At 43.6% G+C, this 26,717-nt stretch carries 17 protein-coding genes and 1 pseudogene; 8 read left to right on the top strand and 10 right to left on the bottom strand.

Translation table 11 applies throughout. The features are described from left to right. Positions 1-759 precede the first annotated feature (759 nt). Entirely contained in the window at positions 760-5,241 is a 4,482-nt protein-coding gene (locus XZ46_RS02970; RefSeq protein ID WP_008056917.1) for a response regulator, read from the bottom strand. A 401-nt stretch (positions 5,242-5,642) separates the two neighbouring features. On the opposite strand from XZ46_RS02970, the gene XZ46_RS02965 reads away from it, so the two are divergent. Genes XZ46_RS02965 through XZ46_RS02955 form a run of 3 tightly spaced genes read left to right on the top strand, consistent with a single transcriptional unit; the run spans position 5,643 to position 8,598 of the window. After that, on the top strand, positions 5,643-6,164 hold the full coding sequence (locus tag XZ46_RS02965) for a DUF4330 domain-containing protein (RefSeq protein ID WP_006621656.1): 522 nt from the start codon (positions 5,643-5,645) through the stop codon (positions 6,162-6,164). Between the two features lie 15 nt (positions 6,165-6,179). Beyond that, positions 6,180-6,821 (top strand): phosphoribosylanthranilate isomerase, encoded by a 642-nt coding sequence (locus XZ46_RS02960; protein WP_006621657.1) that lies wholly within the window; start codon positions 6,180-6,182, stop codon positions 6,819-6,821. Between the two features lie 58 nt (positions 6,822-6,879). Then, positions 6,880-8,598: a helicase HerA domain-containing protein gene (locus tag XZ46_RS02955; RefSeq protein ID WP_006621658.1), complete on the top strand. Its 1,719-nt coding sequence runs from the start codon at positions 6,880-6,882 to the stop codon at positions 8,596-8,598. Here the strand turns inward: XZ46_RS02955 and XZ46_RS02950 are convergent. Then, positions 8,595-9,179 carry a DUF2062 domain-containing protein gene (locus tag XZ46_RS02950; RefSeq protein WP_006621659.1) on the bottom strand — a complete coding sequence of 195 codons (585 nt, stop codon included), beginning with the start codon at positions 9,177-9,179 and terminating at the stop codon, positions 8,595-8,597. The genes XZ46_RS02955 and XZ46_RS02950 overlap by 4 nt on opposite strands. Positions 9,180-9,337: 158 nt before the next feature. On the opposite strand from XZ46_RS02950, the gene dnaG reads away from it, so the two are divergent. Next, entirely contained in the window at positions 9,338-11,272 is a 1,935-nt protein-coding gene (gene dnaG / locus XZ46_RS02945) for a DNA primase (RefSeq protein WP_008056919.1), read from the top strand. Between the two features lie 153 nt (positions 11,273-11,425). Then, positions 11,426-11,605, top strand: a complete 180-nt coding sequence (locus XZ46_RS02940; protein WP_006621661.1) for a hypothetical protein — start codon at positions 11,426-11,428, stop codon at positions 11,603-11,605. Here XZ46_RS02940 and XZ46_RS02935 read toward each other — a convergent pair whose 3' ends face one another. From XZ46_RS02935 to XZ46_RS02910, 7 genes and pseudogenes are all read right to left on the bottom strand, one after another. Next, positions 11,606-16,417, bottom strand: a complete 4,812-nt coding sequence (locus tag XZ46_RS02935) for a WD40 domain-containing protein (RefSeq protein ID WP_008056920.1) — start codon at positions 16,415-16,417, stop codon at positions 11,606-11,608. It abuts the gene before it with no gap. A gap of 112 nt (positions 16,418-16,529) precedes the next feature. After that, a complete protein-coding gene (locus tag XZ46_RS02930) occupies positions 16,530-16,712 on the bottom strand; it encodes a hypothetical protein (RefSeq protein ID WP_006667916.1) in 183 nt (60 codons plus the stop codon). Then, complete coding sequence (locus tag XZ46_RS02925) at positions 16,713-17,690, bottom strand: RNA-guided endonuclease InsQ/TnpB family protein (protein ID WP_006621665.1); 978 nt, start codon at positions 17,688-17,690, stop codon at positions 16,713-16,715. It abuts the gene before it with no gap. Then, positions 17,680-17,823: a helix-turn-helix domain-containing protein gene (locus tag XZ46_RS36245; protein ID WP_230428137.1), complete on the bottom strand. Its 144-nt coding sequence runs from the start codon at positions 17,821-17,823 to the stop codon at positions 17,680-17,682. Before XZ46_RS36245 ends, XZ46_RS02925 begins: the two co-directional genes overlap by 11 nt. Continuing rightward, positions 17,786-18,394, bottom strand: a pseudogene (locus tag XZ46_RS02920) (IS607 family transposase). The gene XZ46_RS36245 and the pseudogene XZ46_RS02920 overlap by 38 nt, the downstream one beginning before the upstream one ends. A gap of 55 nt (positions 18,395-18,449) precedes the next feature. Further along, complete coding sequence (locus XZ46_RS02915; protein WP_006621667.1) at positions 18,450-19,019, bottom strand: hypothetical protein; 570 nt, start codon at positions 19,017-19,019, stop codon at positions 18,450-18,452. A gap of 96 nt (positions 19,020-19,115) precedes the next feature. Beyond that, on the bottom strand, positions 19,116-19,505 hold the full coding sequence (locus tag XZ46_RS02910) for a hypothetical protein (protein ID WP_006667919.1): 390 nt from the start codon (positions 19,503-19,505) through the stop codon (positions 19,116-19,118). 234 nt (positions 19,506-19,739) lie between these two features. On the opposite strand from XZ46_RS02910, the gene gatB reads away from it, so the two are divergent. Beyond that, positions 19,740-21,224, top strand: coding sequence for an Asp-tRNA(Asn)/Glu-tRNA(Gln) amidotransferase subunit GatB (gene gatB, locus XZ46_RS02905; protein ID WP_006621670.1), 1,485 nt, complete (start codon positions 19,740-19,742; stop codon positions 21,222-21,224). Positions 21,225-21,290: 66 nt separating this feature from the next. Here the strand turns inward: gatB and XZ46_RS02900 are convergent, their stop codons facing one another. Then, positions 21,291-21,683 (bottom strand): DUF3119 family protein, encoded by a 393-nt coding sequence (locus XZ46_RS02900; RefSeq protein WP_006621671.1) that lies wholly within the window; start codon positions 21,681-21,683, stop codon positions 21,291-21,293. Between the two features lie 553 nt (positions 21,684-22,236). Between XZ46_RS02900 and XZ46_RS02895 the strand changes: the two genes are divergently transcribed. Both XZ46_RS02895 and XZ46_RS02890 read left to right on the top strand, forming a co-directional pair. Then, complete coding sequence (locus XZ46_RS02895) at positions 22,237-24,111, top strand: caspase family protein (RefSeq protein WP_008056923.1); 1,875 nt, start codon at positions 22,237-22,239, stop codon at positions 24,109-24,111. A 344-nt stretch (positions 24,112-24,455) separates the two neighbouring features. After that, positions 24,456-26,714: a glycosyltransferase family 2 protein gene (locus XZ46_RS02890; RefSeq protein ID WP_008056925.1), complete on the top strand. Its 2,259-nt coding sequence runs from the start codon at positions 24,456-24,458 to the stop codon at positions 26,712-26,714. Positions 26,715-26,717: the final 3 nt, after the last annotated feature.

The following is a 26,717-nucleotide window of genomic DNA, read 5'->3' as shown; positions in this document are numbered from 1 at the left end:
CGGTTTCCTGACCTCTGTGGGAGAAACCTTTCTTCGAGAAACCAGGTTTCTTTGAGAAACCGGGTTTCTTAACCTCCGTGAGAGAAACCGGGTTTCTTAACCTCTGCGAGAGAAACCTGTCTTCGAGAAACCCGGTTTCTTTGAGAAACCGGGTTTCTTAACCTCTGCGGGGGAAACCGGGTTTCTTAACCTCTGTGGGGGAAACCTGTCTTCGAGAAACCCGGTTTCTTTGAGAAACCGGGTTTCTTAACCTCTGCGGGGGAAACCGGGTTTCTTAACCTCTGTGGGGGAAATCTGTCTTCGAGAAACCCGGTTTCTTTGAGAAACCGGGTTTCTTAACCTCTGCGGGGGAAACCGGGTTTCTTAACCTCTGTGGGGGAAATCTGTCTTCGAGAAACCCGGTTTCTTTGAGAAACCGGGTTTCTTAACCTCTGCGGGGGAAACCGGGTGTCCTGACCTCTGCGGGAGAAATCTGTCTTCGAGAAACCCGGTTTCTTTGAGAAACCGGGTTTCTTAACCTCTGCGGGGGAAACCGGGTGTCCTGACCTCTGCGGGAGAAATCTGTCTTCGAGAAACCCGGTTTCTTTGAGAAACCGGGTTTCTTAACCTCTGCGGGGGAAACCGGGTTTCTTAACCTCTGTGGGGGAAACCTGTCTTCGAGAAACCCGGTTTCTTTGAGAAACCGGGTTTCTTAACCTCTGCGGGGGAAACCGGGTTTCTTAACCTCTGCGGGAGAAACCCTACTATAATTGTTAATTGTTAATTGTTAATTTCTTTGCGGAGGGCTGTTTCCACCCGTTGCCATTCAGCCATAGTTTCAGCAAAGCGTTCAACCGCACTACCAGTAACAAAACATTCTACTTCTGGGCTGTCACTTTCCATCCCCGCACGTCCCATATATTCAAGTTCCTTGCAAAACTCAGAAAATCTCAGGGCTCCCAATTGTGCGCTACTAGATTTTAACGTATGGGCGGACTCTTTTAAGCCTTTAGCATTTTGGGCATCAATAGCTTTACGCATACCATCAATATGTTGGGGTGCTTCCTGTAAATAGGTAGCAATTAGCAAATCCACAAAAGGATCATCTTCATCATCATATTCCCTGAGATTTTCCAAAACTTGATGATCTATGGGGCTATTATCAGTCATTAATTCTTCCTCGACAGTATGATTATTGAGCATTTTATGTCCATTAGTTTCAGTAACATCAACAACCATAACCTGTCCATTGGGACTACCCCCATTTGTACTTTGTTGAGGGACGGTTGTAGATTTAACCCGATATCCATTTTGAGCAGAGATCTCATGAACTTCAGTTACCGTCGGAGAAATCGGATGACATTTAGCTAAGGCTTCGGCTAAAGCCTCTCGGCGGACAGGTTTAGTAATATAATCATCCATGCCTGCATTCAAACACATTTCGCGATCGCCTTGCATAGCATTAGCAGTCATCGCAATAATTCTAGGTTTCCGTGGACCCATATCGCTACCATCTGAGTAAGCCGCACAGATATGTTTAGAAGCCTCCAAGCCATCCATTTCCGGCATTTGTACATCCATCAAAATTACATCATACTGTTGTCGATTTAAGGCATCCAAAACCTCCAAGCCATTACCAGCAATATCAGCGCGATACCCTAAACGTTGTAATAGTTTAATCGCGACTTTTTGGTTAGTGACATTATCTTCAGCCAATAAAATCCGCAAATTGGCATGAGGTTGAGGAATTGCCGGGTCATAGCCAGACTCAGCATTCTTAATATGATAGTGTTTTTCAATAGTCTGGCTATCAGCAAAAATCTGCATCAGGGTATTGTAAAACTGAGATTGTTTGAGAGGCTTGTTAACCAATCCCGCTACATTAACACCCTGGGCTTCTAGTCGTCGCAGTACCTCGGTATTGCTGGCATAATTAAACATGACTAAATTAAAGGGTTTTTGGCGGTATTTACCAGCAATCATCTGTTTTTCTAATTGGCGAATTCGACTCGCCAGGGTTGCCTCATCCATATCTGGCAAATTGATGCCCAAAATAATTAAATCCAATCCGGGGTTATCATGCAAAACCTTTAAGGCATCAGCGCCAGTTTTGACGCGCACGGGAACCATACCCCAAGATTTAACCTGACGGATAAGCAGTTTTTGATTAATGTCGTGATGTTCAACAATTAACACTTTCTTACCATGAAGGAAATCATCACTAAATTCTCCCAAATCGGGGGTATTAAATCCGCTACAAACTATGGTAAAATAGAAGATAGAGCCAGGTCTGAACACCTGTGGGCGCACAAAGTCGGGGGGAGGATTTCCGGCGACACTAGATATCAAAGATGAGGTTTCATCGTGATATTCATCGAGCAAATTGACCCAACTAGCCACCCACATTTTCCCATTCATTAATTGACTCAACCGCTGAGAAATTGCCAAACCTAAACCAGTGCCTCCATATTCCCTGGTGGTGGAAGCGTCAACTTGAGAAAAGGCTTTAAATAGGCGATCTATCCGGTCGGGAGGAATGCCAATTCCGGTATCTCGGACTTCAAATTGCAGGACGTAATGACTTTCAGTAAAATCAGAATCATCAGATTTTTTGACATCTTTTTTAGCATCGGGATGGGTAGCTTTCACTGCTAAAATTACCTCGCCTTCGGAGGTAAACTTAATAGCATTACTGACCAAATTAACCAACACTTGACGCAGGCGAGTGACATCACCCAGGATAGTTTTAGGAGTGGAAGGATCTATGATATAAGCTAACTCTAAACCCTTTTCGGCGGCGCGCCCAGACAGCAATTCTAGACACTCTTCGAGACAGTTACGGAGTTTAAAAGGTTGCTTTTCTAGTTCGAGTTTACCAGATTCAATTTTGGAGAAATCTAGGATATCATTAATAATGGTTAAAAGGGCATCGCCACTGGTGCGGATAGTTTCGACAAAATCTCGCTGTTCGGGGGTTAATTCCATATCTAATAGTAACCCGGTCATGCCAATTACTGCATTCATAGGAGTGCGGATTTCGTGGCTCATGGTTGCCAGAAATTCACTTTTAGCACGACTAGCAATTTCGGCGGCGAGTTTGGCTTCTTCTAAGGCTTGATTTTTGGCTTCGAGGGCGCGATGGCTTTTGACTTCGACTTCTAGTAATTTGGCTTGGGCGATGGTAATTCCTACTTGGGAGGCGACATCTTCGAGAAATTCGATTTCGTCTCGGTTCCACTCGCGCATTTGTTGGCATTGATGCAACATAATAATGCCATTGGGTTCGTCTTGATAGGAAGTGCGAACGGCTAACATGGATTTTAAGGCCATGCGACGACAGAGGGGAATGGAAGATTCCAGTAAAGGTTCGGAAAAAACATCGGTAGATGCGATCGCTCTATCAGAGGTGAGGAGTGCTTCAATATAGGGATTATAAGATACAGAAATTTCCAGCTTGAGGGTAGACTCATAGCCAGTTTCTAGGTATTCTGCCACACAGGTTAGGTGTGGGTAAGGTTCGGGAATATAGGTATAAATAGAACAGCGGTTAACAGCAAATACCCGACCAATTTGGCTGGCGGTAGTTTGAAATACTTCTTGGGTTTCCAGTTTAGAGCGAACTTTATGGGTAATTTCTTTAAGTAATACTAGATGCTGATTTTGTTGCTGAAGTGCTTGCGCCGCCTGTTCGCGAGCAATTTCACTACCAATATAGGTAGCCATGAGTTTCAGGATTTCCTTTTCAATGGCTCGAAATTTTGAGCGGGGCTGATAACTCAGGAAACTGAGGGTTCCATAGTCTCTACCACTGACGGTGACTTTTACGCCTAGATAGGCTTCAAAACGGCGCACAGCGTAGGCTGGGTGGTCTTTCCAGGGGGAATTCTGGAGTGATTCGATACCTACTACCTCATCAGACCCGGCGGATTCTCCTTCTAAGGTTTGATGGAGGGCGAGGGTATCGCCTTTGGCAAATCCGAAGGTCAAATTTTCAGGAATACGGGTGGCGATCACTTCATAGCGCCCCCCCCAGACGCGCCCTAGCAGTCCTATTTCCACACCAAAGCGATCGCATCCCATTTGTAAAAGACGGGTGATACGGGTATCAAAATCGGCGTTAGAACCAATAGTTGCTTCATAAAGCTGAGTCATCGCCTCGGATCTTTCTTGCAATTCGTTGGGCCAGGTGCATTGTGGGGGGACAGACGGGACCGGAACCCTCGGCGGATTTTTAACTTCTGGCCGGGACTGAACTTGCTGGGCGAGTTTAGCTAGGGCGGCGTGCATCGATTGGGGACGCAATGCACCCATAAGGATGGTGCTAGGGGACATAACGCTGATGGGATAGTTGCGCTCATCCATCACTACTAGGGGTAGTTGGTGATAGTATTTCCCCAGAACTCTTAGGGCGGCTCCTAGGGTAATGCGCGATCGCACAATTACGGCTGGGTTATTACAGATGCTATGGGCTGGGGTTGTGTAAAAATCCACCCCTAAAGCTACCAGGGTGAGAATATCTTGGCTGGTGACAACTCCCACTAATTTAATCGCCTGTTTATCGGAATTGGGTGCTGATGTGTTCTCTGGGGGGGGGACGGTTTCGGTGACAACTACAGATGGCACTCTGTACCTGGACATTAACTTAGTTATATGGAAAATCGAGGAGGAGGAGGGGGCGTGAACTAGCCTAGATGTCTGATTGCTGGCAATTTGACTCAGTTGGATTACGTCTTCTGGTACAAAGGTCTGTTGGGACTGAGGAGCGACGGACGAGGGACTACGACCATTGGTAGAATAGGATAATGACTGAGGCTTTTTCTGGCTTTTATTGCTCCGAGATAGACAGAGGAAATTTTCCGGACAGATCATCCCGGTGACTTCCCCCTGATCATTGACAATGGGTAAATGGTGGATCTGGTTTTGCTCCAAGTAAGCAAACAGGGTAAAGATATCGGTCAGGTCCGACTCTTTGGCGCTAATCACAGACCGAATCATAATCCGAGAGATGGGAAACCCACAGAGGCGATCGTTAATTGAGCAAAGTTCCACGATATCCTGGACTGTAAAAATCCCCACCAATACAGAATATACTTCCTGAAGAGTGGTGTTCTCACAACTAACAACTTTTTCCGGTTTTTCTACAATCAATACATAGCTTGACCTGTTGCTACTCATCAGCAAAATGACATCTTCGACAAGAGTATCTGGCTTGGTCGTCAGGGGTTTGCGGTTGATTGCTTGAAAAATGGAGGGAATAAACATGGGACAGCTTCTGGTGATTGGGATTGGAGAAGGTGAGATCGGGAGTGATGGAACATCATTGACTCAAAATGACAAGGGGGCTTAGTGGTTGGGGGGGGGTAAAACCCCCTTTACTATCTCCAGGATAAATTGTATTTGGGGTAAATGTCTGATCTATTTTCCCTTGCATCGGCCAAAATCTATATAAAATAAGGATTAGGGCTACTTTCAGGGAATCTGAGGGTCATAAATTTCAGCTTACTGATCAGGCTACATCTCCCTTAGAGATTTCCCCCCTACTACTATTGTCAACTTAACCGCCCAGTATTCCCAAATAATCCCTAGTTGGGATCGTTGATGGTCAATGGTATGCTGGGGAATAACTTAAACTCAAGGTTATACACTGCCCACTATCTGCTTATATGGCTATTTTGGATTCTAAAGGTCGCTTATTCGGAAAGGTGAGCATTCTCGACCTCGGCGCTGCGACTGTCATTTTGTTGGTGATTGTCGGAATTTTCTTTTTCCCGGGAACTTCTGGGTCGGTGGCTCAAATTGGGGTCACGACTAAACCCGTGGAAGTTGATGTGATTGCTTTGGGGATGCGCGGACGTAATCCCCAGGATTTTCTCAAGGCGGGAGAAAAGACTAATCTGATTATCCGTAACCAACCCTATGGACAGGTAGACATTAAAGCGGTTGAGTTCCTACCTCGGACTATCCCAGTTACCCAACCTGATGGGAGTTTGAGGGCATTACCTGACCCAACGGCTGATTTTATTTTCAGTAACAATATTTTGCTCACTTTGGAGGGCCAGGGTCAAGTTACTAATACGGGTCCGGTTTTGGGTAATGTCAAAATTCGCATTGGTAATACGGTAGAACTAGAGGGCAATACCTACAATTTTAATGCCAGTGTGGTTGATATTCGGGTTCAGGATTAATGGTGGGTTGATTTCATGCGGATTAAAATTTGTGGCATAACCCGACTAGACCAAGGACAGGCGATCGCCTCTTTGGGGGCGACTGCTTTGGGGTTTATTTGCGTTCCGGCTTCCCCTCGCTATATTAGCCCCGACCAAATTCGGGCGATTACCTCTCACCTACCAGACAGGGTAGACCGGATTGGGGTTTTTGCTAATGCCACTTTTGAGCAAATTTGGGAAACTTTCCATCAGGCTAAATTAACCGGGGTACAACTTCATGGCGATGAATCCCCCTTATTTTGCGATCGCCTACGACAAGAACTTCCCCATGGCGAGTTAATTAAAGCTATCCGGGTTAAAAACCCACAATCTCTCAGCCTAGCTGACAGCTTTATTCCCCATGTAGATGCTTTGCTGCTAGATGCCTATCATGGTCAGCAGTTGGGGGGGACTGGTCTCACCATAGATTGGCAATCTTTGGGTGAGTTCCGCCCCGCCATACCCTGGTTTTTGGCGGGGGGACTTAATCCTGATAACATTATTAATGCTCTCAGTTGCCTACACCCTGACGGTATAGATTTGTCTAGTGGAGTAGAGCGATCGCCTGGAGACAAGGATATGGCTAAAGTTGCTCAACTATTTGAGAACACAAGATTTGCTATAACTCCTGATTAGATTGTATCATTAATCAACAGACAAAAACAACTATACCCCTCCGGGGAATGAGTATCTAATGACTACTGATCAACCCCTTGGTTCTGTGATTCAAGGTTCTTTGACAAAGGGACTGGAAGTGCGACTACACGCCGATGTTTCCGTCGAGGACATGAGAGTTGGTAAGTTTTTGGTAGTCTATGGAATGCGATCGCATTTCTTTTGTTTACTAACTGATGTCTGTCTAGGAACCTCTAGCCCCCGTATTCTTAGCAATCCTCCTCTACCGGAAAATGATTTTCTCCAAGCTGTGTTAGCCGGAAATAGCACCTATGGAACTATTGAACTTAGTCCCATGTTAATGCTGAATCGGGATGTCTGCGATCGCTATGATATTCAACTCAAGGTTAACGGAAATGGTAACGGTGCCGCCTCTTTTCAACCTAACACCAACACCGAAGAGTTTGAACTACTCCCCGTTAAAACTATCCCCACCCACTTCTCTCAGGTCTACGAAGCTAAGGAACGAGATTTTCGGGTGATTTTTGGCTGGGAAGATGACCCCCAACGACGTAATTTTGCGATCGGGGAACCTATTGATATGCCAGTTCCCGTCTGTCTTGACCTCGATCGATTTGTGGAACGCAGTAACGGTGTTTTTGGGAAATCGGGAACCGGAAAATCTTTTTTAACCCGGTTATTATTATCGGGAATTATTCGTAAACAAGCGGCGGTTAACTTGATTTTTGATATGCACTCTGAATATGGTTGGGAGGCTGTATCGGAAGGTAAACAATTTAATACGGTTAAGGGATTACGACAACTTTTTCCGAATCAAGTAGAAGTCTATACTCTTGACCCAGAGTCTACCCGCCGCCGAGGAATTCGAGACGCTCAAGAGTTGTATTTGAGTTACAATCAGATAGAGGTAGAAGATTTAAACTTAGTTCAACGGGAATTAAATCTCTCGGAAGCTGCTTTAGATAACGCTAATATTCTCTGTAGTGAGTTTGGTCAGGATTGGATTTCCCAACTGTTGGGGATGACTAATGAAGAAATCCAAATATTTTGCGATGAACGCCGGGGTCATAAAGGGTCGATTATGTCCCTACAACGGAAGTTGATGCGTCTGGAAAATTTGAAGTATATGCGGGCTAGTTGTCCGTTTAATTATATCGATCGCATTCTTCAGTCTCTGTCGGCTGGAAAGCACGTTATTGTTGAGTTTGGTTCCCAGTCGGATATGTTATCCTATATGCTGGTAACTAATATGATGACCCGCCGCATTCACCAGTCCTATGTCCGAAAAGCTGAAACATTTTTGGCTTCTAAAAATCCTAGCGATCGCCCTCAACCTCTGGTTATTACCATCGAAGAAGCTCATAGATTTCTCGATCCAGCCGTAGTTAGGTCTACTATTTTTGGCACTATTGCTAGGGAAATGAGAAAGTATTTTGTCACCCTATTAATTGTCGATCAACGTCCGTCAGGAATTGACTCGGAGGTGATGTCTCAAATAGGGACTCGTATCACCGCTTTATTAAACGATGATAAAGATATTGATGCGATTTTTACTGGGGTTTCTGGTGGTCAAAATTTGCGATCGGTTTTGGCAAAACTAGACTCTAAACAACAGGCTTTAGTTTTAGGTCATGCCGTCCCTATGCCTGTGGTAATTCGCACTAGACCATACGATGAGACATTTTACCGCGAAATTGGGGATATAGCTTGGGAAGAAATGCCGGACGAGGTAGTTTTTGAAGCCGCCGCGACCGCTTTAGATGACCTGGGATTTTAGCGACGCTGCGATCGCTTTTGTTGCCAATATCGGAATAAAGGCACACTCACAGTATAAATGGCGATCGCTGCTATCAATCCCATCACAGTCGATCCTAACAATAAAACCGCCGCCAATTCTGCCCCAGTTTCTACAAGTTCACTAAAATCTTTAACTGATTGTAGATTGACATGATCAGTCATTAGCGAAAATTGATGAATTCCTAGCAGCCACATCCCGAATTTCAAGTTAAAAAAGAATAGGGGAACATAGGTGAAGGGATTACTCACCCAAGTTCCCGCCACCGCTAGGAGTTTATGACCTCGTAAAATAACCGCAACAGCCACCCCGATAATTGCTTGAAACCCAAAAAATGGAAAAAAACCAGCAAACACACCCGCCGCCAGACCCCTCGCCAAATATTCTGGTTGTCCTCGCAGACTGATTAACCGCAGATATCCTAACCTTAACCACCGCCACCAATATACCCATCTTCCTTTCTGCGGCGGATATTCAGATAATCGATACACAGATAATTTCTCCTTGCTGCCATTTCTGCCATTTAAATTTTGATTATACAACTTATCCACATTTTTGGGCATGATTTCATGTAATCATTGACAATTGCTGATTTTTCGGTGCATTCCTGAACCTATGAATTATGGCGGGTTCGGGGGTTGCCTCTTGCTAAATTACACCGAATATGCTATAATATATCGGAAAAACCGACATTAATTAGATTATAAAATATCCAGAATATATGTCAAGTCCCCGTATTCATTCCGACACAATTGAGGAGGTTAAAGAAAGAGCAGATATTTATGATATCATCTCGGAAAAAGTGGTGCTTAAACGCCGTGGTAAAGACTTTGTGGGTCTGTGTCCATTCCATGAAGAAAAAAGCCCAAGTTTTACGGTGAGTCCTAGCCGACAGATGTACTACTGTTTTGGTTGTGGTGCGGCGGGAAATAGCATTAAGTTTTTAATGGAGTTGGATAAATCCTCCTTTGCTGATGTAGTTTTAGACCTCGCGCGACGGTATAATGTTCCGGTCAAAACGGAATCGCCTGAACAGCATCAGGAGTTCCAAAAGACCCTTTCCTTGCGGGAAAAACTCTACGAAATTTTAGCGATCGCCACCAGTTTTTATCAACACGCACTCCGCCAACCCCAGGGAGAAGCAGCTTTAGAATATCTGAAATTTTCCCGTCGTCTGGGAGAGGAAACTATCCAGGAATTTCAGCTAGGTTATGCACCAGCGGGGTGGGAAACCATTTATGGTTACTTAGTAGAACAAAAACATTTTCCGGTAGAATTAGTCGAAAAAGCCGGGTTAATTGTTCCCCGAAAAGCCGGGAATGGTTATTATGATCGTTTCCGCGATCGCCTAATTATTCCCATTTATGATATCCAGGGAAGAGTGATTGGTTTTGGGGGTCGAAGTTTAGGAGATGAACAGCCTAAATATCTAAATTCTCCCGAAACCGAATTATTTGATAAAGGCAGAACTTTGTTTTGTTTAGACCGAGCCAAAAAGGCTATATCCCAACAAGATATGGCTGTAGTTGTCGAGGGTTATTTTGATGCGATCGCTCTCCATGCAGCCGGGATTAATTATGTGGTAGCATCCCTAGGAACTGCACTTAGTATTAATCAAATTCGTCTGCTGCTACGCTATACAGAATCCAAGCAAATTATCCTCAATTTTGATGCAGATGCAGCCGGAACTAAAGCCACCGAGAGAGCCATAGGAGAAATTGAAACTCTCGCCTATCGCGGGGAAGTAAACCTGAGAATTTTAAACCTTCCCAATGGCAAAGATGCCGATGAATATCTATATATTCACACCCGCCATGATTATCAGGATTTACTGGAAAAATCACCCTATTTTTTAGAATGGCAAATCCATCAAATTGTCGGCGGTAAAAGCATCGAAAATGTCGCCGAATCACAGAGAATAGCCACAGCCATGGTGGAATTACTCCGCAAAGTCCAAGATTTAAACCAACGGACTGCTTACATTCAATCATGCGCGGAAATTCTCAGCCAGGGTCAATCACGGTTAATTCCCATGTTAGCCGATAGTCTGCGAAAACAGATTAATAAACCCCTAGTACAAAATCAGCAGAATAAAGCCTCTGATTCCAGGAAATCAGATCTTATTATTTCGGCTCAACGTGACCGGACTCTGTTAGAAAAAGCCGAAGGTTTGTTACTGCGAATTTATCTACACTGTCCAGAGTATCGACAGGAAATAATTAAGGCTTTGGAGGCAGAAAATTTAGAATTTAGTTTAACCAATCATCGTTTTTTGTGGATAAAAATTTCGGAAATCGAGTTAAGTTTACAGGAACAGAAACCCAGAGAAGATATTGATTTGATTTCTCAACTACAAAACTTCGACCGGGAACATTCATCGGAAATCTCGGAAGTCTCTCATTTATTCTACTTAAACGAAAAAACTATTAATGATATTCAACGTCCTAGTATTGGGATTCGCGCCGCTACAGCTTCCCTAGAATGGGTGCTATGTGAAAAACGCTATCTTCAATATTTAGACAAGTGGAAAAAAACTGATATTAAACTTAATTTAGAATTAGCGGAATACTATCAGCAGCAACTCTACGCGGAACAAAAACGGATGAAAGAGTTAGAACAACTACGCATGGTTAAGTTTTCCGAGTTGACTTTTTAATGTAGTTTGGGAAAACTGACCTAGCCTGTCCCTAGTTAATTAACAATGGTCTGATCAACCGGATTAATTCTAAGAAAATTCTCATAAACTTATGGCTATCCTGATAGGGATAAAAGCTGATGTATAGGGAAACGTAAACCCCTGTACTAAACTATGTTAGCTAAAACTATCATCCTATCTATTTATGCGATCGCAGGTATTTTGGCCATGACTCCCATGGTATTAGCCAGCGAATTTACAGAGGATCACCTATCAGAAGAGATAGCCGAAGCCGCCTCCAGAGAGGAAGCGGAAGCCGATCGCGTTCAGCAAACCAGACCCCCCAGAGGCTAATCAATTACAAATATTAGGATTAATCGCCGGGTTATTATTATGACGATTTAAATAATTTTGAAGGCGATCGCAAGCCTGATCCAGTAAATAATCAACCTGGTTAAAATTGCTATAATCCAACTCCCAAAATACCATGCGGTTGTCAGCATCAGTAGCCACCAACATTTGGTCATCAGCACTAAAATGCACCGATAAAACCGGTTTAATTCCCACTTCCAGAGTCGTGATTAACTGACCAGAACGATCCCAGAGTTTCACCGTCCCATCCTGACTCGCGGAAGCCAGTATCTCCCCAGTTGAATTAAAACTCAAATCAAACACCACCCGGTTATGTCGTCCTATGGTAGTAGTTGTAATTGGTTTCCAGTCCGAGGTTTCCCACAATTTCACCGACCCATCCCCCGTCCCCACAGCCAGCAGAGTTCCATTAGGACTAAAAGCCACCTTAGAGAAGTGACTACCCTGGGAAAGGTCGCGAATTAAAGAACCGTTAATATCCCAAATTTTAATAGTATTATCACCCACAGAAGCCATGATTTGAGCTTGTTGATTAAAACTAATATCATTAATTCTATCCGTATGTCCAATCAGAGTAGTTTGTAATACTCCATTGATATCCCATAACCGAATGATTTGGTCATCACTAACCGAAGCAATTTTTTGACCATCAGGACTAAAACTCACCGTCCACACTGGGAAATCATGGTTGATAGTCCTTAAAACATCACCTTCTGTATTCCAAATTTTCACCGTTTTATCATTACTAGCAGAAGCAATCAGTTGACTATCAGGACTAAAGCTGATATTATTAACAGTATCCGTATGTTCATCAAACATTAGCCTAATATTTAGGGAATTAGTCTCCCATACTATCGCCATATTATTGCTGGAGACTGAAGCTATTAACTCACTATTCGGACTAAAAACAGCGTTATAAATATCCCTAGGAGATTGCCAGACTCTGGGGAGGTTTTGTAGTCCCCAAAAACGGATAGAACCATCAGCACTGGCGGAAATTAGCGTTTGACTGTCGGGAGCAAAAACCGCATGATTGACAGTATTTCTATGACCCCGGAGAGTAGAAACCAAAATTCCCTCATAGTTCCAAAGTTTGATAGTTGTATCGGTGCTGGCTGTCACAATCAGGCGACCATTTGGACTAAAATTAACGCTATTTACTGATTTTTCATGACCTGTTAAAGTTTGAGATAATGTCCCATCGAGGTTCCACAGTTTCACCGTATTATCATTACTAGCAGAAGCCAAAATTTGAGAATCTGGACTAAATTTAACACTCCAAATGGCTTGGTCATGACCCTGAAAACTGGTGATTAACTCCCCCTGACGATTCCATAATTTAATTACCCCCATTTCATCAGAGGAAACAATCAACTGTTCATCTGGACTAAAACTGACCGACAAAACCTCCGCTTCGTGTCCGGTTAATATGGCTATGGTGTCACCGTCACGACTCCACAGACGAATAGTTCCATCTTCACTAGCGGAGGCTAACTGCTGACCATCTGGACTAAAACTCAGCCATTGTATATCTCTGGTATGTCCTATTAGGGTATTAATTAAAGTTCCATCAGGTCGCCAGAGTTTGATATTTTCATCTTCCCCCGCTGAAGCTATAATCAATTCTTGACCGGAGGAATTGGGACTAAAAACCACGCGGCGAATTTTGCGTTTATTGGCTAACCAACTTCCTATTAATTCCCGATTTTGGTTCCAGATCCTGATTGTACCATCTTGATCGCCTGATACTATTTGATCACCAGTAGGGTTAAAACTGAGGCTGAGAATACCGCCAAAAGATTCAGATAGGCGATCGCGTTCTCTAAAGATATTATTGACTTCCCACAGAGAACTAGCGGTGCGGCGTTCAATTTCCGTAACGGGTTGGCGTTGCAGAATTCTACCTGCTTCCATAGCAGTTAGGGAGGCTTTCAGTTGATCCGTTTCCCCTTTTAACAAAGCCAAATATTCATAATTAAACCTGGCTAATTTTAGTTGTTTTTCCTGGGTTTTAGTATTGTGCCACAGCATTAATACGGCTATTGATAATAAACTCAACCCTATACATAATCCAATCGTATTAACCAGCCTTTTCCTCAAAACTTGATTGATTTCGGTGATTTCGGCTTCAGCTTCCTGTCTTTTTTGTTTCTCATTTTGCAGCTTATAAACTAATTCACTACTCCGTTGTTCCCGAATAAAAGATACTAGATAATCATGGACAAGCTGATAACGTTCCTCTGGAATTTCTGGGAGTAAACAGACCAACCCGGATAACACGAATATTTTTAAGACTGTATCTAGTTGATCCGTGATTTTTAGGTTATCCGCCAAACTTTGTAAATCTCTATTCAAAGCATACCGAGTTTTTAAGGGTCGGTTGTTATATTCATCTGTGAGTAAATATAAGACTAATTCGGCGATGTCTTTATTTTCCTCGCCACAGTCTGCCACTACTTCCTCTAAATAACTCTCTACTAACCGCCTTTTCGGTCCTTGGAGGCGATATTCTTCCAAGGTGGTGATTTGATTGGTGTAAAGTTGAGAACCGACAATTTGTAGTTCAATGGGTCGGACTTCTCCCGACTCTCCTGCTAATTCTTGCACCAGTTGTTTAATTAATTCCGGTTCCAAGATAAATTGAGTTTTGGCGGTTAAATTTTTGATAACTGAGGCGGCATCTTCCGGGATGAAATTACCCAAATAATAGAGAATATTTTTATCTAAAATATTGTCGTTAACCGCATCAAAGTATTTTAAACGATTTCCTTCTAGTAGGTGGTGTAAATAGTCCTGACGCAGTGCAAAAATAGTCTTGATATAGGGAATATTCAAACATTCCCGTAAAAATTGATAAAATTCTTCTCGCTTTTGGGGTTCCTTGGTGGCTACGAAAAACTCTTCAAATTTATCGAAAATAATAATCATCACTAAATTCCGATAATTCAGAACCTGTAGTTGGTCTAAAATTTCGGTCGGGTTAGTTAAAAATCCTGAGTCTAATTCAGAGTTATCTAATTGAGATAAAGCTCTGGCGATCGCATTACTGAGTCCCCCCACCCAATTAGTATAAGTTTTTTGATAAATCGGGAGAACTCGCCTGGCTTGAATCAATGTATTTTTATGTCTCAGTTGGGGAATGAGTCCCGCTTGCAATAGAGAACTTTTCCCGACTCCTGACTGTCCATAAATTATGGTTAATTTATATCTGTCTTCCCCCAGCCGCTTCATTAATTGGTCAATATCTTGCAATCTTCCCGAGGCGGTCATTTCCGAATTAATTAAAGTCCTATCTTCAGATTGGGGATAACTGGGATTAGTAATTAACTGGCTTTGCTGTAATGCACCCGCACCAATAAAAGGCCGAAAACTAAACTGTTGTTCGATTTCCCGCTGTTGCTGTTTCACTTGATAGGCGGCGAGATATTCACCCTGTCTAAAATAGCTGTAATGTAACTGTTTAAAAATTTTAATATATAGTTCTGGATCATAACAAGGTTTGGTCAAATTCTTGGCTTGTTTAAAAGTAGCGATCGCCTCTTCATGTTCTCCCAAACCCTGTTGAGATCTCCCGAAACACAGCAAATACCATCCCCAATGATAAGAACGTTCCCAATCCAACTTTCGTAAATATTCATAGTTCCGGATCTCCTTCCCCTCCTTAACCTGGGAATTTTGCGATAAATTACTGTTGATAATTTCCAGAGATTTCTGTATAATATACTTAGCGGTTTTAAAGTTACCATTAGCTAATTGTACTTCCGCCAAAAAGTGGTAGGCGCGCGCTGTCCTAAAGGAATGGGACTGATTTTGATGCAAGTCCAAGGCCCAATTAGCCACTTCATCCAACTCTGACCAATTTTCCAAATAGTGTAATATTTCCCCCAAAGCATTAATAAACTTTGCCACCAAATCCGGTCGATCAGCCGATTCAAATTCCTGTAAAGATTGCCGATAATAATCCTTGGCTTTGGCGCAGGCTTCCCACTTTTCCCCCCGGTTCATCATCCCATAGTAACGCCACCAGAAACCCAAATAAAACAGAACATGACCACAGCCTAAGCGGTTGTTAGTCTGCTGCCACAATGTTAAACTCCGTTGGTAATGCTGCAATGCTTCCTGAGTAGTATGATCAGCAATTCGACCCAGTATCAACTCTAAACTAGCTTCTAAATCCTGATCAAGAGTTACTCCCCGTCGTTGGAGGTCCTGTTGTGCGGATTCTAGTTCATTGCGTAGGGGAGAACCGCTTTCTAACTCCAGGGTAGCCTCATCTAAAAAAATAGTTGCGCCACTATCGAGTAACTGTTCTAAAATCTGATTACTGGTCTGTTTCAGGAAGTCAATGAGATGATCAGTTTCAACCTCGAAGTGAATTGTAGTTGCAAAACTATGAAAATCTGGGACTAAGCGAATCATCATCGACACCAATTGATCGCTTACCCACAAAATCAACGGAAACTCAAAATTGCGGAATTCCTCCCGCATTTGATTAGTCGCCTTGAGTACCCCCTGCAAATTATTCACCGACTCCAAGCCAAACACCATCAAAGCTGATGGCATTTCCCCCTGTAGGGTATCAAAAATGGTCGTATAGAGAGTTTTAGCCTTGGGGTCCAAAACTAATTCTTGAATGGGAACAGGACAATCTACCCGCAACTGTTGCACAATAGTTTCCCGAACGGAACGATAATTGCAACAGGCAAGAATCAGCGAAAAATCACCCTGGAGGCGAGTAATACTGCGGATTAGGGTTCTGATCGCGTCTTGGTTAGCCTTTTCCCCATCGTACATTTTCAAATTCCATGATTGCTTGGTCAACCTGGCACAGGTTCTGCATGGCGCGATCGCACATCAAGCTATTTAGCCGGGGAAAAGCGCCAAAACCATCTTAGCCTAGTTTCCCCTAAGCGATCGCATTAAACTCCTCACTTACCAACCGTCGCAGGATCTCAGTTACTTCTGCAGCCATACGAGCATCTAGCCGGACTGATTCCTGATTATAATCTTGAAAATTAGCGATGGGAATAGATCCTCGCAAAGTCATCGAGATGCTTCGTAATCGAGAAGGTTCTCTAGCCTGATACATTTACGCGACATTTATCCGGCTATTGCCTGACAATGCGACGATAGCACTATTACCCGTTAAGGTAACAGAGGCGGTATCCCGCAAAGCTTTTAGAAAGATTCCAAAAGCACCGTTCCAGTCCCTGGGTAGAGTGAACCCGCACTCAGGACATCGGAACACTTTTGAGCCACCTAGCTGGGAATGCACATGACCACAGTGAGTACAGGTTTTGCTGGTGTATTCTTCCGTCACATCTACAACTGTGGTTCCAGTTATTTCCCCTTGATGTCTCAGGGTTAGTTTGAATCGATAATGCGCCCATGTCAGCATGGCGCGGGCAGTCTTGGATTTGATTAGACGCTTCACCTTGGCAACCATGTTGGAAGTCTCGAAGGTCGGCAGAAAAATTATACTGTAGTTATGAGTCAAGTAGTGAGCAATTTGTTTGTGGGCCTCATCCACTAGATTGCGGATTTTGGTTCTCATTCGTTGAGCCGCTTGCCTCATCCGTCGCCTTCTTGAACGACAGGGTTCCTTGGCGATTCGGCTCATCAAATCATCCAAATGTTGACATAGCCTAGTAATGCCTCCAATATCCCCGGAGCCCAATTCCAGAAACCGAGAGCCATCAAACCCAGTTATGAAAGTTCGCACACCCGGGTCTAATGCAATCACGCCAGTAGCGTCAGTTGGGGTAACGGCAACTGGTTCAGGGAAAATCGCCAACCATCGACCTTTGGTAAACACCAACTGAGTCCCTTGCCCGCAAGTTTTAGGGATAGCTTCGGAAACCATGAAAGTTAATCCTTTCGTTAGTCTTGGATACCAACTCCCTGAAGAGAAATTAGTATCGTTAAACTTGATGGCTTGAGAACTATCCCGACAGCTCCTAAACCTTGCGCCAGGACTGGCTGAAAAGGCGAGATAGGCATCAAAGATGGCATTTTGCCGAATGTGGCAGGGTGTTTCTTTGACCCATTCGGGTAAGTCACTCTGCATCACTTCCGCAGCGTAACTTTAACTTGCTTAGTCGTTTACCACTCCGGGATAATGCAATTGCTTGGTTGTAGCAATACCGACAAGCGGCCAGCCATTTACGCCAGACTTGATTTAGCTCGGGGCTGGGGTAAATCCGGATCTTCTTTGACCTGAGTTTTGTATTTACTCCGTCCGTATAATCTGGAGCTAAAGCAGTGGAGGAGGGCGAGGATGTCCTCAACCATTTCTGGTTCTGGACTGAGACTTGTCTGGTTGAGAACCATGAGTGAGCACCTGTTTTACTCACAGAGCCATCGAAACAAGTCAAATCCCCATATTGCCAATCAGTCTTTATGGGCAATGACAACCATGCGGACATCTCCTGACAAATGATGTCCCAGTCAGGCCAGCATTTTCTTTCCCTTGAAGTTGAGCCCGCCTCGGATTTCTGAGACGACTTCTGCTTCGGGGTAGAGGTTGGACAGTGCGGCCACCTGTCGGTTGAGGTCTGACTGCTGGGCGTGGCTACTAACTCTGGCATAGATAACGACTTTGCGTTTGTCACTGCCTGATTTGGCAGCAGTATATCACTCAACGTTGTATCGTCGTTGCCCAGCGGGGGTTCTGATGGTCTCGATTGAGCCATTTTCGTCCCATCTGCGGAGTGTTCTTTCATGGACTCCAAGGATTTGGGCCGCTTCCTTGGGTTTGACATATCTGGCAATAGGTTTATCCTCAACTCTTCTCGCTTCTTATACCATATTGCCCTAAAATATTAACCTAATTTGAGATTAAATCATGCTCTCCAGTCTGGCTAGGAAGCCGATCTATAAACTGCACAAAAGCCACTAATGTGGTTTCAATGCTGTTGCGAAGTTGACTAGGGCCATGTCCCAACTTCGATAGGATTACCGGAGCATAAATCATGTCGGTCAATCCTAAAGCATCTAAGGCAACATCTACAAATCTAGCCGTATCCTGACCCAAAGCTGGAATCACATATTTAAGGGTTTCCCAAGTCACCCCCGGCAGTCGAGCCGATGGGGTAAGATGATAATGCCATCTTACCATAGAAATTATCCGAGTTAGATCATAGGCAGATAACAGATTATCACCTCGCGGAGTATCATCCACGGCAGATAATAGCACCTTTTTGGTTTTGGCATCCACCAATCGCGGATTTTGAATAAACGCATCCTCCCCGTAGTCCCCGCGAAATTCTAGGTTTTGATTACCTGTGATTTCTATTAGCCAACGTTCTAAACCAAAACGGGACTCAAATCGCTTTAACATCCCTGAAAAGGCGTTATAAGTCCCAATTTGTCTTCTGTAGCTGACCACATCAGCCATAGCATCAATAAAGGAAAAATCCGGCTTTTTACCTTGAGGATCTCGAAATACCCAGTTCTTAATCTGAGCATCGGGAAATTTAGTATTTACCTGGGATCATATATTTAAACCTGCTATAATTTTGGTGGTACTCCCAAACTGGACTTTCTCCAGGGCATTTTTTCCCATCCACATAGTTTGCAATTGGTCATCAACAAACCGACCTACACAAACGCAGGCCTGTAGAATATCGGGGTCCAAGAAGTTCAGGTGGGTGGTGTTGATTTGGGGAACTTTTCCTCGATTAGGATAGGGGCTAAAATCCATGGGTTTCTGTTCCAAGTAAATTGGATAGTTGGAAAGTTCGGCTTGATATGGGGAATTCTCAATCCCTCTATCCAAAAAGGCTAATTGGCTGGCATTCGCCTCCTGGTCTAGTTCTATCTGGAGGAACTTCTCGAAAACAGCAGCCCGGTTTTTAGCTTGTGCGAGCAAGGTCTGGTTCATTGTCTATGGTGGGTTGTGCATTTTCTCAAATGCGATCGCGTTTTCGATAATATCATTGCTGGTATCAGTTACAGCCTGTTCAGAAATCATCTGATCACCTCTCAAAGTCCCTCTCCCTCTCTGGGATCCAGATTTAGGGTGAGGGCAATGTATTAAGCGATTGGTGAACAAGCTGTAAGATCAGATAAAATGTAGAATCAAATTATTGTTGCTCAATTGCTACACAAAGCGCCTATGTCTACTCTAGCACCAGTAAAAACAGAGTACGAGGCTGTCATTGGCTTAGAAACTCACTGTCAGCTTAGTACCCAAACTAAAATCTTCTCTAACTCCTCTACCGAATTTGGTGCTGATCCTAACACCAATATTGATCCTATATGTCTAGGGCTGCCGGGAGTGCTTCCGGTTTTAAATCAAAAGGTATTAGAGTATGCGGTCAAGGCGGCGCGCGCCCTCAATTGTGAAATTGCGCCCTATAGTAAGTTCGATCGCAAACAATATTTTTATCCAGATCTGCCTAAAAATTATCAGATTTCCCAATTCGATCTACCTATTGCTACTAATGGCTGGCTGGAAATTGAAATTGTTGATGAGAACAATAATCCTATCCGTAAACGCATAGGTATTACCCGCCTCCACATGGAAGAAGATGCGGGAAAACTTGTCCATGGAGGTAGCGATCGCCTGGCTGGTTCTACCTATTCTATGGTAGACTTTAACCGGGCAGGTATTCCCCTAGTCGAAATCGTTTCGGAACCTGATATCCGTTCGGGTTTAGAGGCGGCTGAGTACGCCCAAGAATTGCGCCGCATTGTCCGCTATTTAGGCGTTAGTGATGGGAATATGCAGGAAGGTTCCCTACGTTGTGATGTCAATATTTCTGTGCGTCCCGTCGGTCAAAAAGAATTTGGTACTAAAGTTGAAATTAAAAACATGAACTCCTTTAGTGCCATTCAAAAAGCGATCGACTACGAAATAGAACGCCAAATTGCCGCCCTAGAAGCCGGACAATCTCTTATTCAAGAAACCCGTCTCTGGGAAGAAGGCAGCCAACGCACTATCAGCATGAGAAGTAAAGAGGGTTCGAGTGATTACCGCTATTTTCCAGAACCTGACCTTCCTCCTATTCAAGTATCAGCGGAACAATTGAAACAATGGGAGTCGGAATTACCAGAACTTCCCGCCCAAAAACGACACCGTTACGAGACGGACTTGGGATTATCTCCCTATGATACCCGTGTCTTAACGGACGATCGCACTGTGGCGCAATATTTCGAGGCTACAGTCGCAGCAGGTGCAGATACTAAACAAGCGGCTAACTGGTTAATGGGGGATATTACGGCATATCTGAAAAATGAAAAACTGGCAATTACTGACATTCCCCTTAAACCCGCAGAACTAGCGGAACTAATTAATCTGATTGGCGAAAATACCATTAGTGGTAAAATCGCTAAAGATATTCTGCCGGAACTTTTGGCTAAGGGTGGTTCCCCCAAACAAATGGTGGAGAAAAAAGGCTTAATTCAGATTTCCGATACAGGGGAATTAGAAGCGATTATCGATGAAGTTATAGCTAGTCATCCCCAGGAAGTTGAAAAGTTTAAGGCTGGTAAAACTAAGCTAAAAGGTTTCTTTGTGGGACAGGTGATGAAGAAAACCCAAGGACGCGCCGACCCGCAGTTAACCAACAAGTTAATCTCTCAAAAACTCGAAGGTTAGTTAGTTCTTGTCAGCAGCCCTATCTCCCTCCCACGGGGAGGGTTGCTACACCCCCCCCTAAATCAACTACCGATTAATCGTGATTTTTTCTTCTAAGCAAGAACGCAGCATTCCGGCGTTAAATAGCATGGGTAGAAAATGGATACTATTAACTTCCCGAAAATAGAATAAAATCGGTATAGGCGACCAGAAAATCTCCCAGTTTGTCCATTCTCGATAGGGAAAACGCCGAATCATCTTACCTGAACGATATATATCTAAATCTGTGGGGGTAAACTGTAGGCGTATGGTGGCTGTCTGAATGGCTAGGAATAGTCCAAACAAAGACACGGGAAGGGCTACCCATTTCAGAATCAGAAATAAGGGGATTGAACTAAGTACCAACACCACGGGAATGACGTAACTGGGGGGAAGTTCGACTATCGGAGGTAGTTGGCTGGTTTCTGAAGTTGTGGTCATAAGTGCTTTATAATTGATTTTTGAGAGTTTTCTATGACAATTTATAGGTATATGCACAAAATGTCGATTTTGTCAAGCGGTGATTTTTTGGCCCTCTGGCGATCGCCTAAAACTCGTGCATCGTGAATTTTAAATTGTGGCGACAAAATAATCATACCAGCGACGCAGTGGGGGTTTCAGCGATTATTTTTACAAATAGACACAGTAAGCCCTTGGATGCGATTATTTTTAGAGTAGCACAACCCCTATAAACTCGTCAACAATTTGAGAGAGATTCTCAATAAAAATTTAACAATTCTTAACGTCGATTGAAAATCAAAAACTCTTTGGCGAAAGATATTAGTAAAATTTAACTATTTAGTTTTGTACAATAGACTTTTGAGTGGGGGATGATCGACGGATATTGTCGTATGATCCAGTCAAGGTAGAACAACAGTAGTTATTATTGGTGGTTATGGGGTTTTGGAATCAGGTATTGAGCCATCAAAAGTCTTTAAGTGCCGTCTGTAGCGTCTAAGCAGCAAGTTAAAGCTATCAAATTGAGGTAAGTTAGATGAAACATTATGTTTGTGTGACGATTGGGATTAACCAGTATCAATTCCTGCAACCCCTAAGTTACGCCCAAAGGGATGCAGAAGCTCTCAATCAGTTCTGGGCTGAAGATGCTGGTTTTGCGAGCGATCGCTGTGTGTTGATCACGGATACATCCCCGGAAACGTGGGATATGCCGACTTATCCAAGCCGGGGAAACCTGTTAGACTGGATGGAAAGTATCTGTCGAGAACAACTACAGGCGGAAGATACCCTATTTTGCTTTTTTAGTGGCTATGGCATTCATCATAAAGGGCAAGATTATCTAATACCTATTGATGGCAGCCCAGAGAACCTGGAGGAAACGGCTATCCCGATCAGCCTACTGTTTAAGCATTTAAACAATGCACCTACGGATAATATATTACTGCTGTTGGATATTAACCGGACTCAGGGAGTACAGGTAGGCGATCAGATTGGAGGGGAGACGATCGCCTTATCGGAAAAATTTAGGATTCCCACGATCTTATCTTGTCGTCCTGACGAAGTATCTCGGGAAACCTCCTCCTTACGACATGGCTTTTTCACCGCCGCCCTATTAGAAGGTTTGAAATCAGGAAAGTGTCAGACTCTGGCTGATTTGAAATCATTTTTAGGCGATCGCCTTCCCGAATTGACCGATCAACATTTACGACCCTTACAAAACCCAGTATTTGCGATCGCCACCGCAGAACAGACCCAATTGCGACTCAAACCGGAACCAGCCAAAGCCATGGCGGCGGCGGGAAACCATCAGAGCAATTCTGCGGTCAATAGCACTTTTGCGCCCAAGCAAAATGGCAGCCACCCGTCAGCTTTACCTAATCTGAAGTTGTCTTCACCGTTCAAAACCGCCCCGGGAAGCCAACCAGACCCCAGTGAAAACCCCACAGAACCATTAAATCACGATCCGGCCTCTGAATCTTCCCCAGAAGCAGCAGACCCCAGCCAAAAGACCAATGAACAGCCCCAGGAAGAAATTATGTCAGACAGATCATTCTTTCAACAGCTTATTATCTGGAGTGGTGCGATCGCTGTACTACTGTTATTGGGAGTTTTCTATACTAACCGATCCCTATTCGTAGGTTCGCAACCCTCTACCACTCCCTCTTTACCTCCTATGGAGTTATCCCAACCACCCACCCCGGAAACTACCGACCCCACAGAAACCGAAGCGCTAACGCCGCCAGAAGCTGTAGTTGGGGATGATGTTCCTGAAACCCCTGCGCCGACTCCTGCTAACGGTGAACAGCTTTTACAGCAGGCTAGAATGATAGTTCAAAATACCTCCGCTTCTCGTTTGAGTCAGGCGATCGTCCAAGCTAATCAAATTCCGAATAATGACCCACTTTATCCTGAAGCACAATTAGCTATTGAACGCTGGAGTCAAATGATTCTCGATATCGCAGAAGGACGGGCGGCTATGGGGAATTGGTCGGAAGCGATCGCCGCAGCATCTTTAGTCCCCGAAACTAAACGCCCTATTTATGAACAGGCGCAATTGCAAATTCAAAATTGGCAACAGCCTCTCACACAACTGCGCGAGAATCAAGCTAAAATTGAGGCGGCTCGCTCTCAAATTCGGCCGGGACAGGCTTCGACCTATAGTAATGCGATCGCTGCTGTCTCTACCATTGGTCCGGAAGAATTGGGTTATGACCAAGCCACCGAAGCGATCGCTCGCTGGAGTGGTGAAATTTGGAAACTCGCTCAGTCCCGCGCTCAAAATAATCAATTTGAGTCTGCTATTTTGGCAGCCGTTTTAATTCCAGAGGGAACCCCACCATATACGGCGGCTCAACAGGCGATCGCTCAATGGCGAGCCAGAACACCAAATCGAAACCAGACACAGAATTGATCCGTTAATCCCCCAAGCTAAAATATGTCTCTGGTGAGAGGGCAGACAACACTTGTCTGCCTTATTTTATAGATGGGAACATACCATTAATCATTCATTATCCAATTCTGAGCCAAATTTCAGATAACTGTTCCCGAAAACTCAGAAATAGCAGCTTTACTGAACCTATCGACTTAATTACCCGATTCAGGATAATTGCATCTTCTCCATAGTCCTAGGTGGGATTTGCTAGTTGACACAAAATTGTTAAATAATGTTAACATATAAACCAATGCTCACCTATTCTGATTTTTTGCACTCTCCTGAAAATCTTTAAATATTTAACCAGAGCCGGAGCATTTTCCATGACATCAGGGTTTATTTATCAGTCTATTAAACGCTATTTCCGAGTTATTAAACGCCCCAATACGCCTACTTTGTGGGCGTTTGGTGTGATGGGCTGTTTCAGTGCGATCGCTTGGGGTTGGGTGTCTGACCAGCCGCTAATCAGGGATTTTTTTCAGCTACTATATTTCCAGCAAAAAAACCCACCGATATGGTTGCAATTGCCGTATATTCCGAGTAGTTATTTATGGTTGCCCACCATTTTATTAAGTGCGATCGCCTTCATTATTACCAAAATTTACCCTAAACCTACAGCCAGATCAAGGGCGATAATTGTCGCCATAATTTTAGCATTAACTATCCGTTATCTACTATGGCGATCGCTCTCTACCCTCAACCTCAGCGACCCCCTCAATGGTTTATTTAGCCTCACTCTAATGGGTCTCGAAATTTACATTATTGGTGCCAACATAATTCAAGTTTACTTAATTGTAAATAGCACCGATAGAAGCAGCCAAGCCGACCAACTCCAACAGTCAGTTATTCAACGAAAATTTACCCCAACCGTTGATATTTTAATCCCCACCTACGACGAACCCTTATTTATTCTGAGGCGCACAATTATCGGCTGTCAAGCCTTAGACTATCACCAAAAAAAAGTCTACCTTTTAGATGACACAAACCGCCACCAAGTCAAACAATTAGCCCAAGAATTAGGCTGTCATTATCTCACTAGACCTAATAACCTTCACGCCAAAGCTGGAAACCTTAACCATGCTTTGAAATTCACAAGTGGCGAATTAATTACAGTATTCGATGCCGATTTTATTCCCACCAAAAATTTCTTAACTAGAACAGTAGGATTTTTTCAGAACCCTAACACCGCCTTAGTCCAAACCCCCCAAAGCTTTTATAACCCCGACCCAGTATCCCGCAATTTAGGATTAGAAAATATCATTACCCCCGAAGAAGAAGTATTTTATAGACATATACAACCCCTAAAAGATGGTGCGGGTAGTGTAGTTTGTGCGGGGACATCATTTGTAGTTAGACGCACAGCATTACAAGCCATTGGCGGGTTTGTTACCGAGTCAATTAGTGAAGACTATTTTACCGGAATTACCCTAGCCAGCAAGGGATACAAACTCATTTATTTAAATGAGAAATTAAGCGCAGGTTTAGCCGCACAAAGTATCACCGACCACCTTAATCAAAGAATGCGTTGGGCGCGCGGTACATTACAAGCCTTTTTTATAAACTCTAATCCTTTAACCATACCCGGTTTAACCCTCAGACAAAGATTAGCACATTTAGAAGGGTTGCTACATTGGTTTACTAGCATTTCCCGGATTTTTATCCTGTTAATGCCTTTGGCTTATCGTTTTTTAGGTGTGATTCCTATTAAAGCTAGTATCGGGGATTTTATTTACTTTTTAATGCCTTATTATCTGGTGTCTCTCCTGGCTTTTGCTTGGTTAAACCAAAAATCTCGGTCAGCCTTCCTATCAGAAATTTATGCCATTTTCCAATCTTTCCCCATGGCATTAACTGTAATTCAAGTAATGATTAACCCTTTTAAAGGTGGCTTTAAAGTGACTCCCAAAGGTAAAAAACAGCAAAAATTTACCTGTTCCTGGAAATTGGCATCACCTATTATATTGCTATTAATAGCCACAATGGTCAGCCTATTCTGGAATTATCCACTCTTAGCATCAAATGTTGATAATTACCCCGGATTTAATTTGGGTATCATCTGGAGTATTTATAACTTAGTAGTTTTAAGTGTTTCTCTCCTAATTGTCATAGATGCACCACTACCAGATATCTATGACTGGTTCCAATTGCGTCGGTCTGTCAAACTCCAGATTTCTGACCAAGTGCTATGGGGGATAACTCGTCATATTTCCGAAGTAGGCGCAGAAATTGTGGTAACAGAACCCGCCGCCGCCTCTATCCTTCATCAAAAAAAAGGCGAAAAATTCGGATTGTTGCCTTTACAAATGGAAATTATTGATGTACAATTGAGCCTACAGGGAGAAATTACTGATACTCAATGGGTCGGTGAATTTCCCACTATTCGGGTTGAGTTTGAAGCCTTGACAGTATCGCAACATCGACAACTGGTAGAAATGCTGTTCTGTCGTCCAGGACAATGGCAGAATTTGTCAACTCCCGGAGAATTGCGATCGCTATGGTTATTGTTGAGGGTCTTACTCAAACCCAAGTTGATATTTGACCGGAAACCACGCATAACAGCGATCGCAGTTCATCAACATTAATGG

This window comes from Limnospira indica PCC 8005 (genome assembly GCF_000973065.1).
Taxonomy (GTDB): domain Bacteria; phylum Cyanobacteriota; class Cyanobacteriia; order Cyanobacteriales; family Microcoleaceae; genus Limnospira; species Limnospira fusiformis.
The sequence above is the reverse complement of the archived record's forward strand: the minus strand, read 5'-3'. Positions and strand labels throughout refer to the sequence as shown.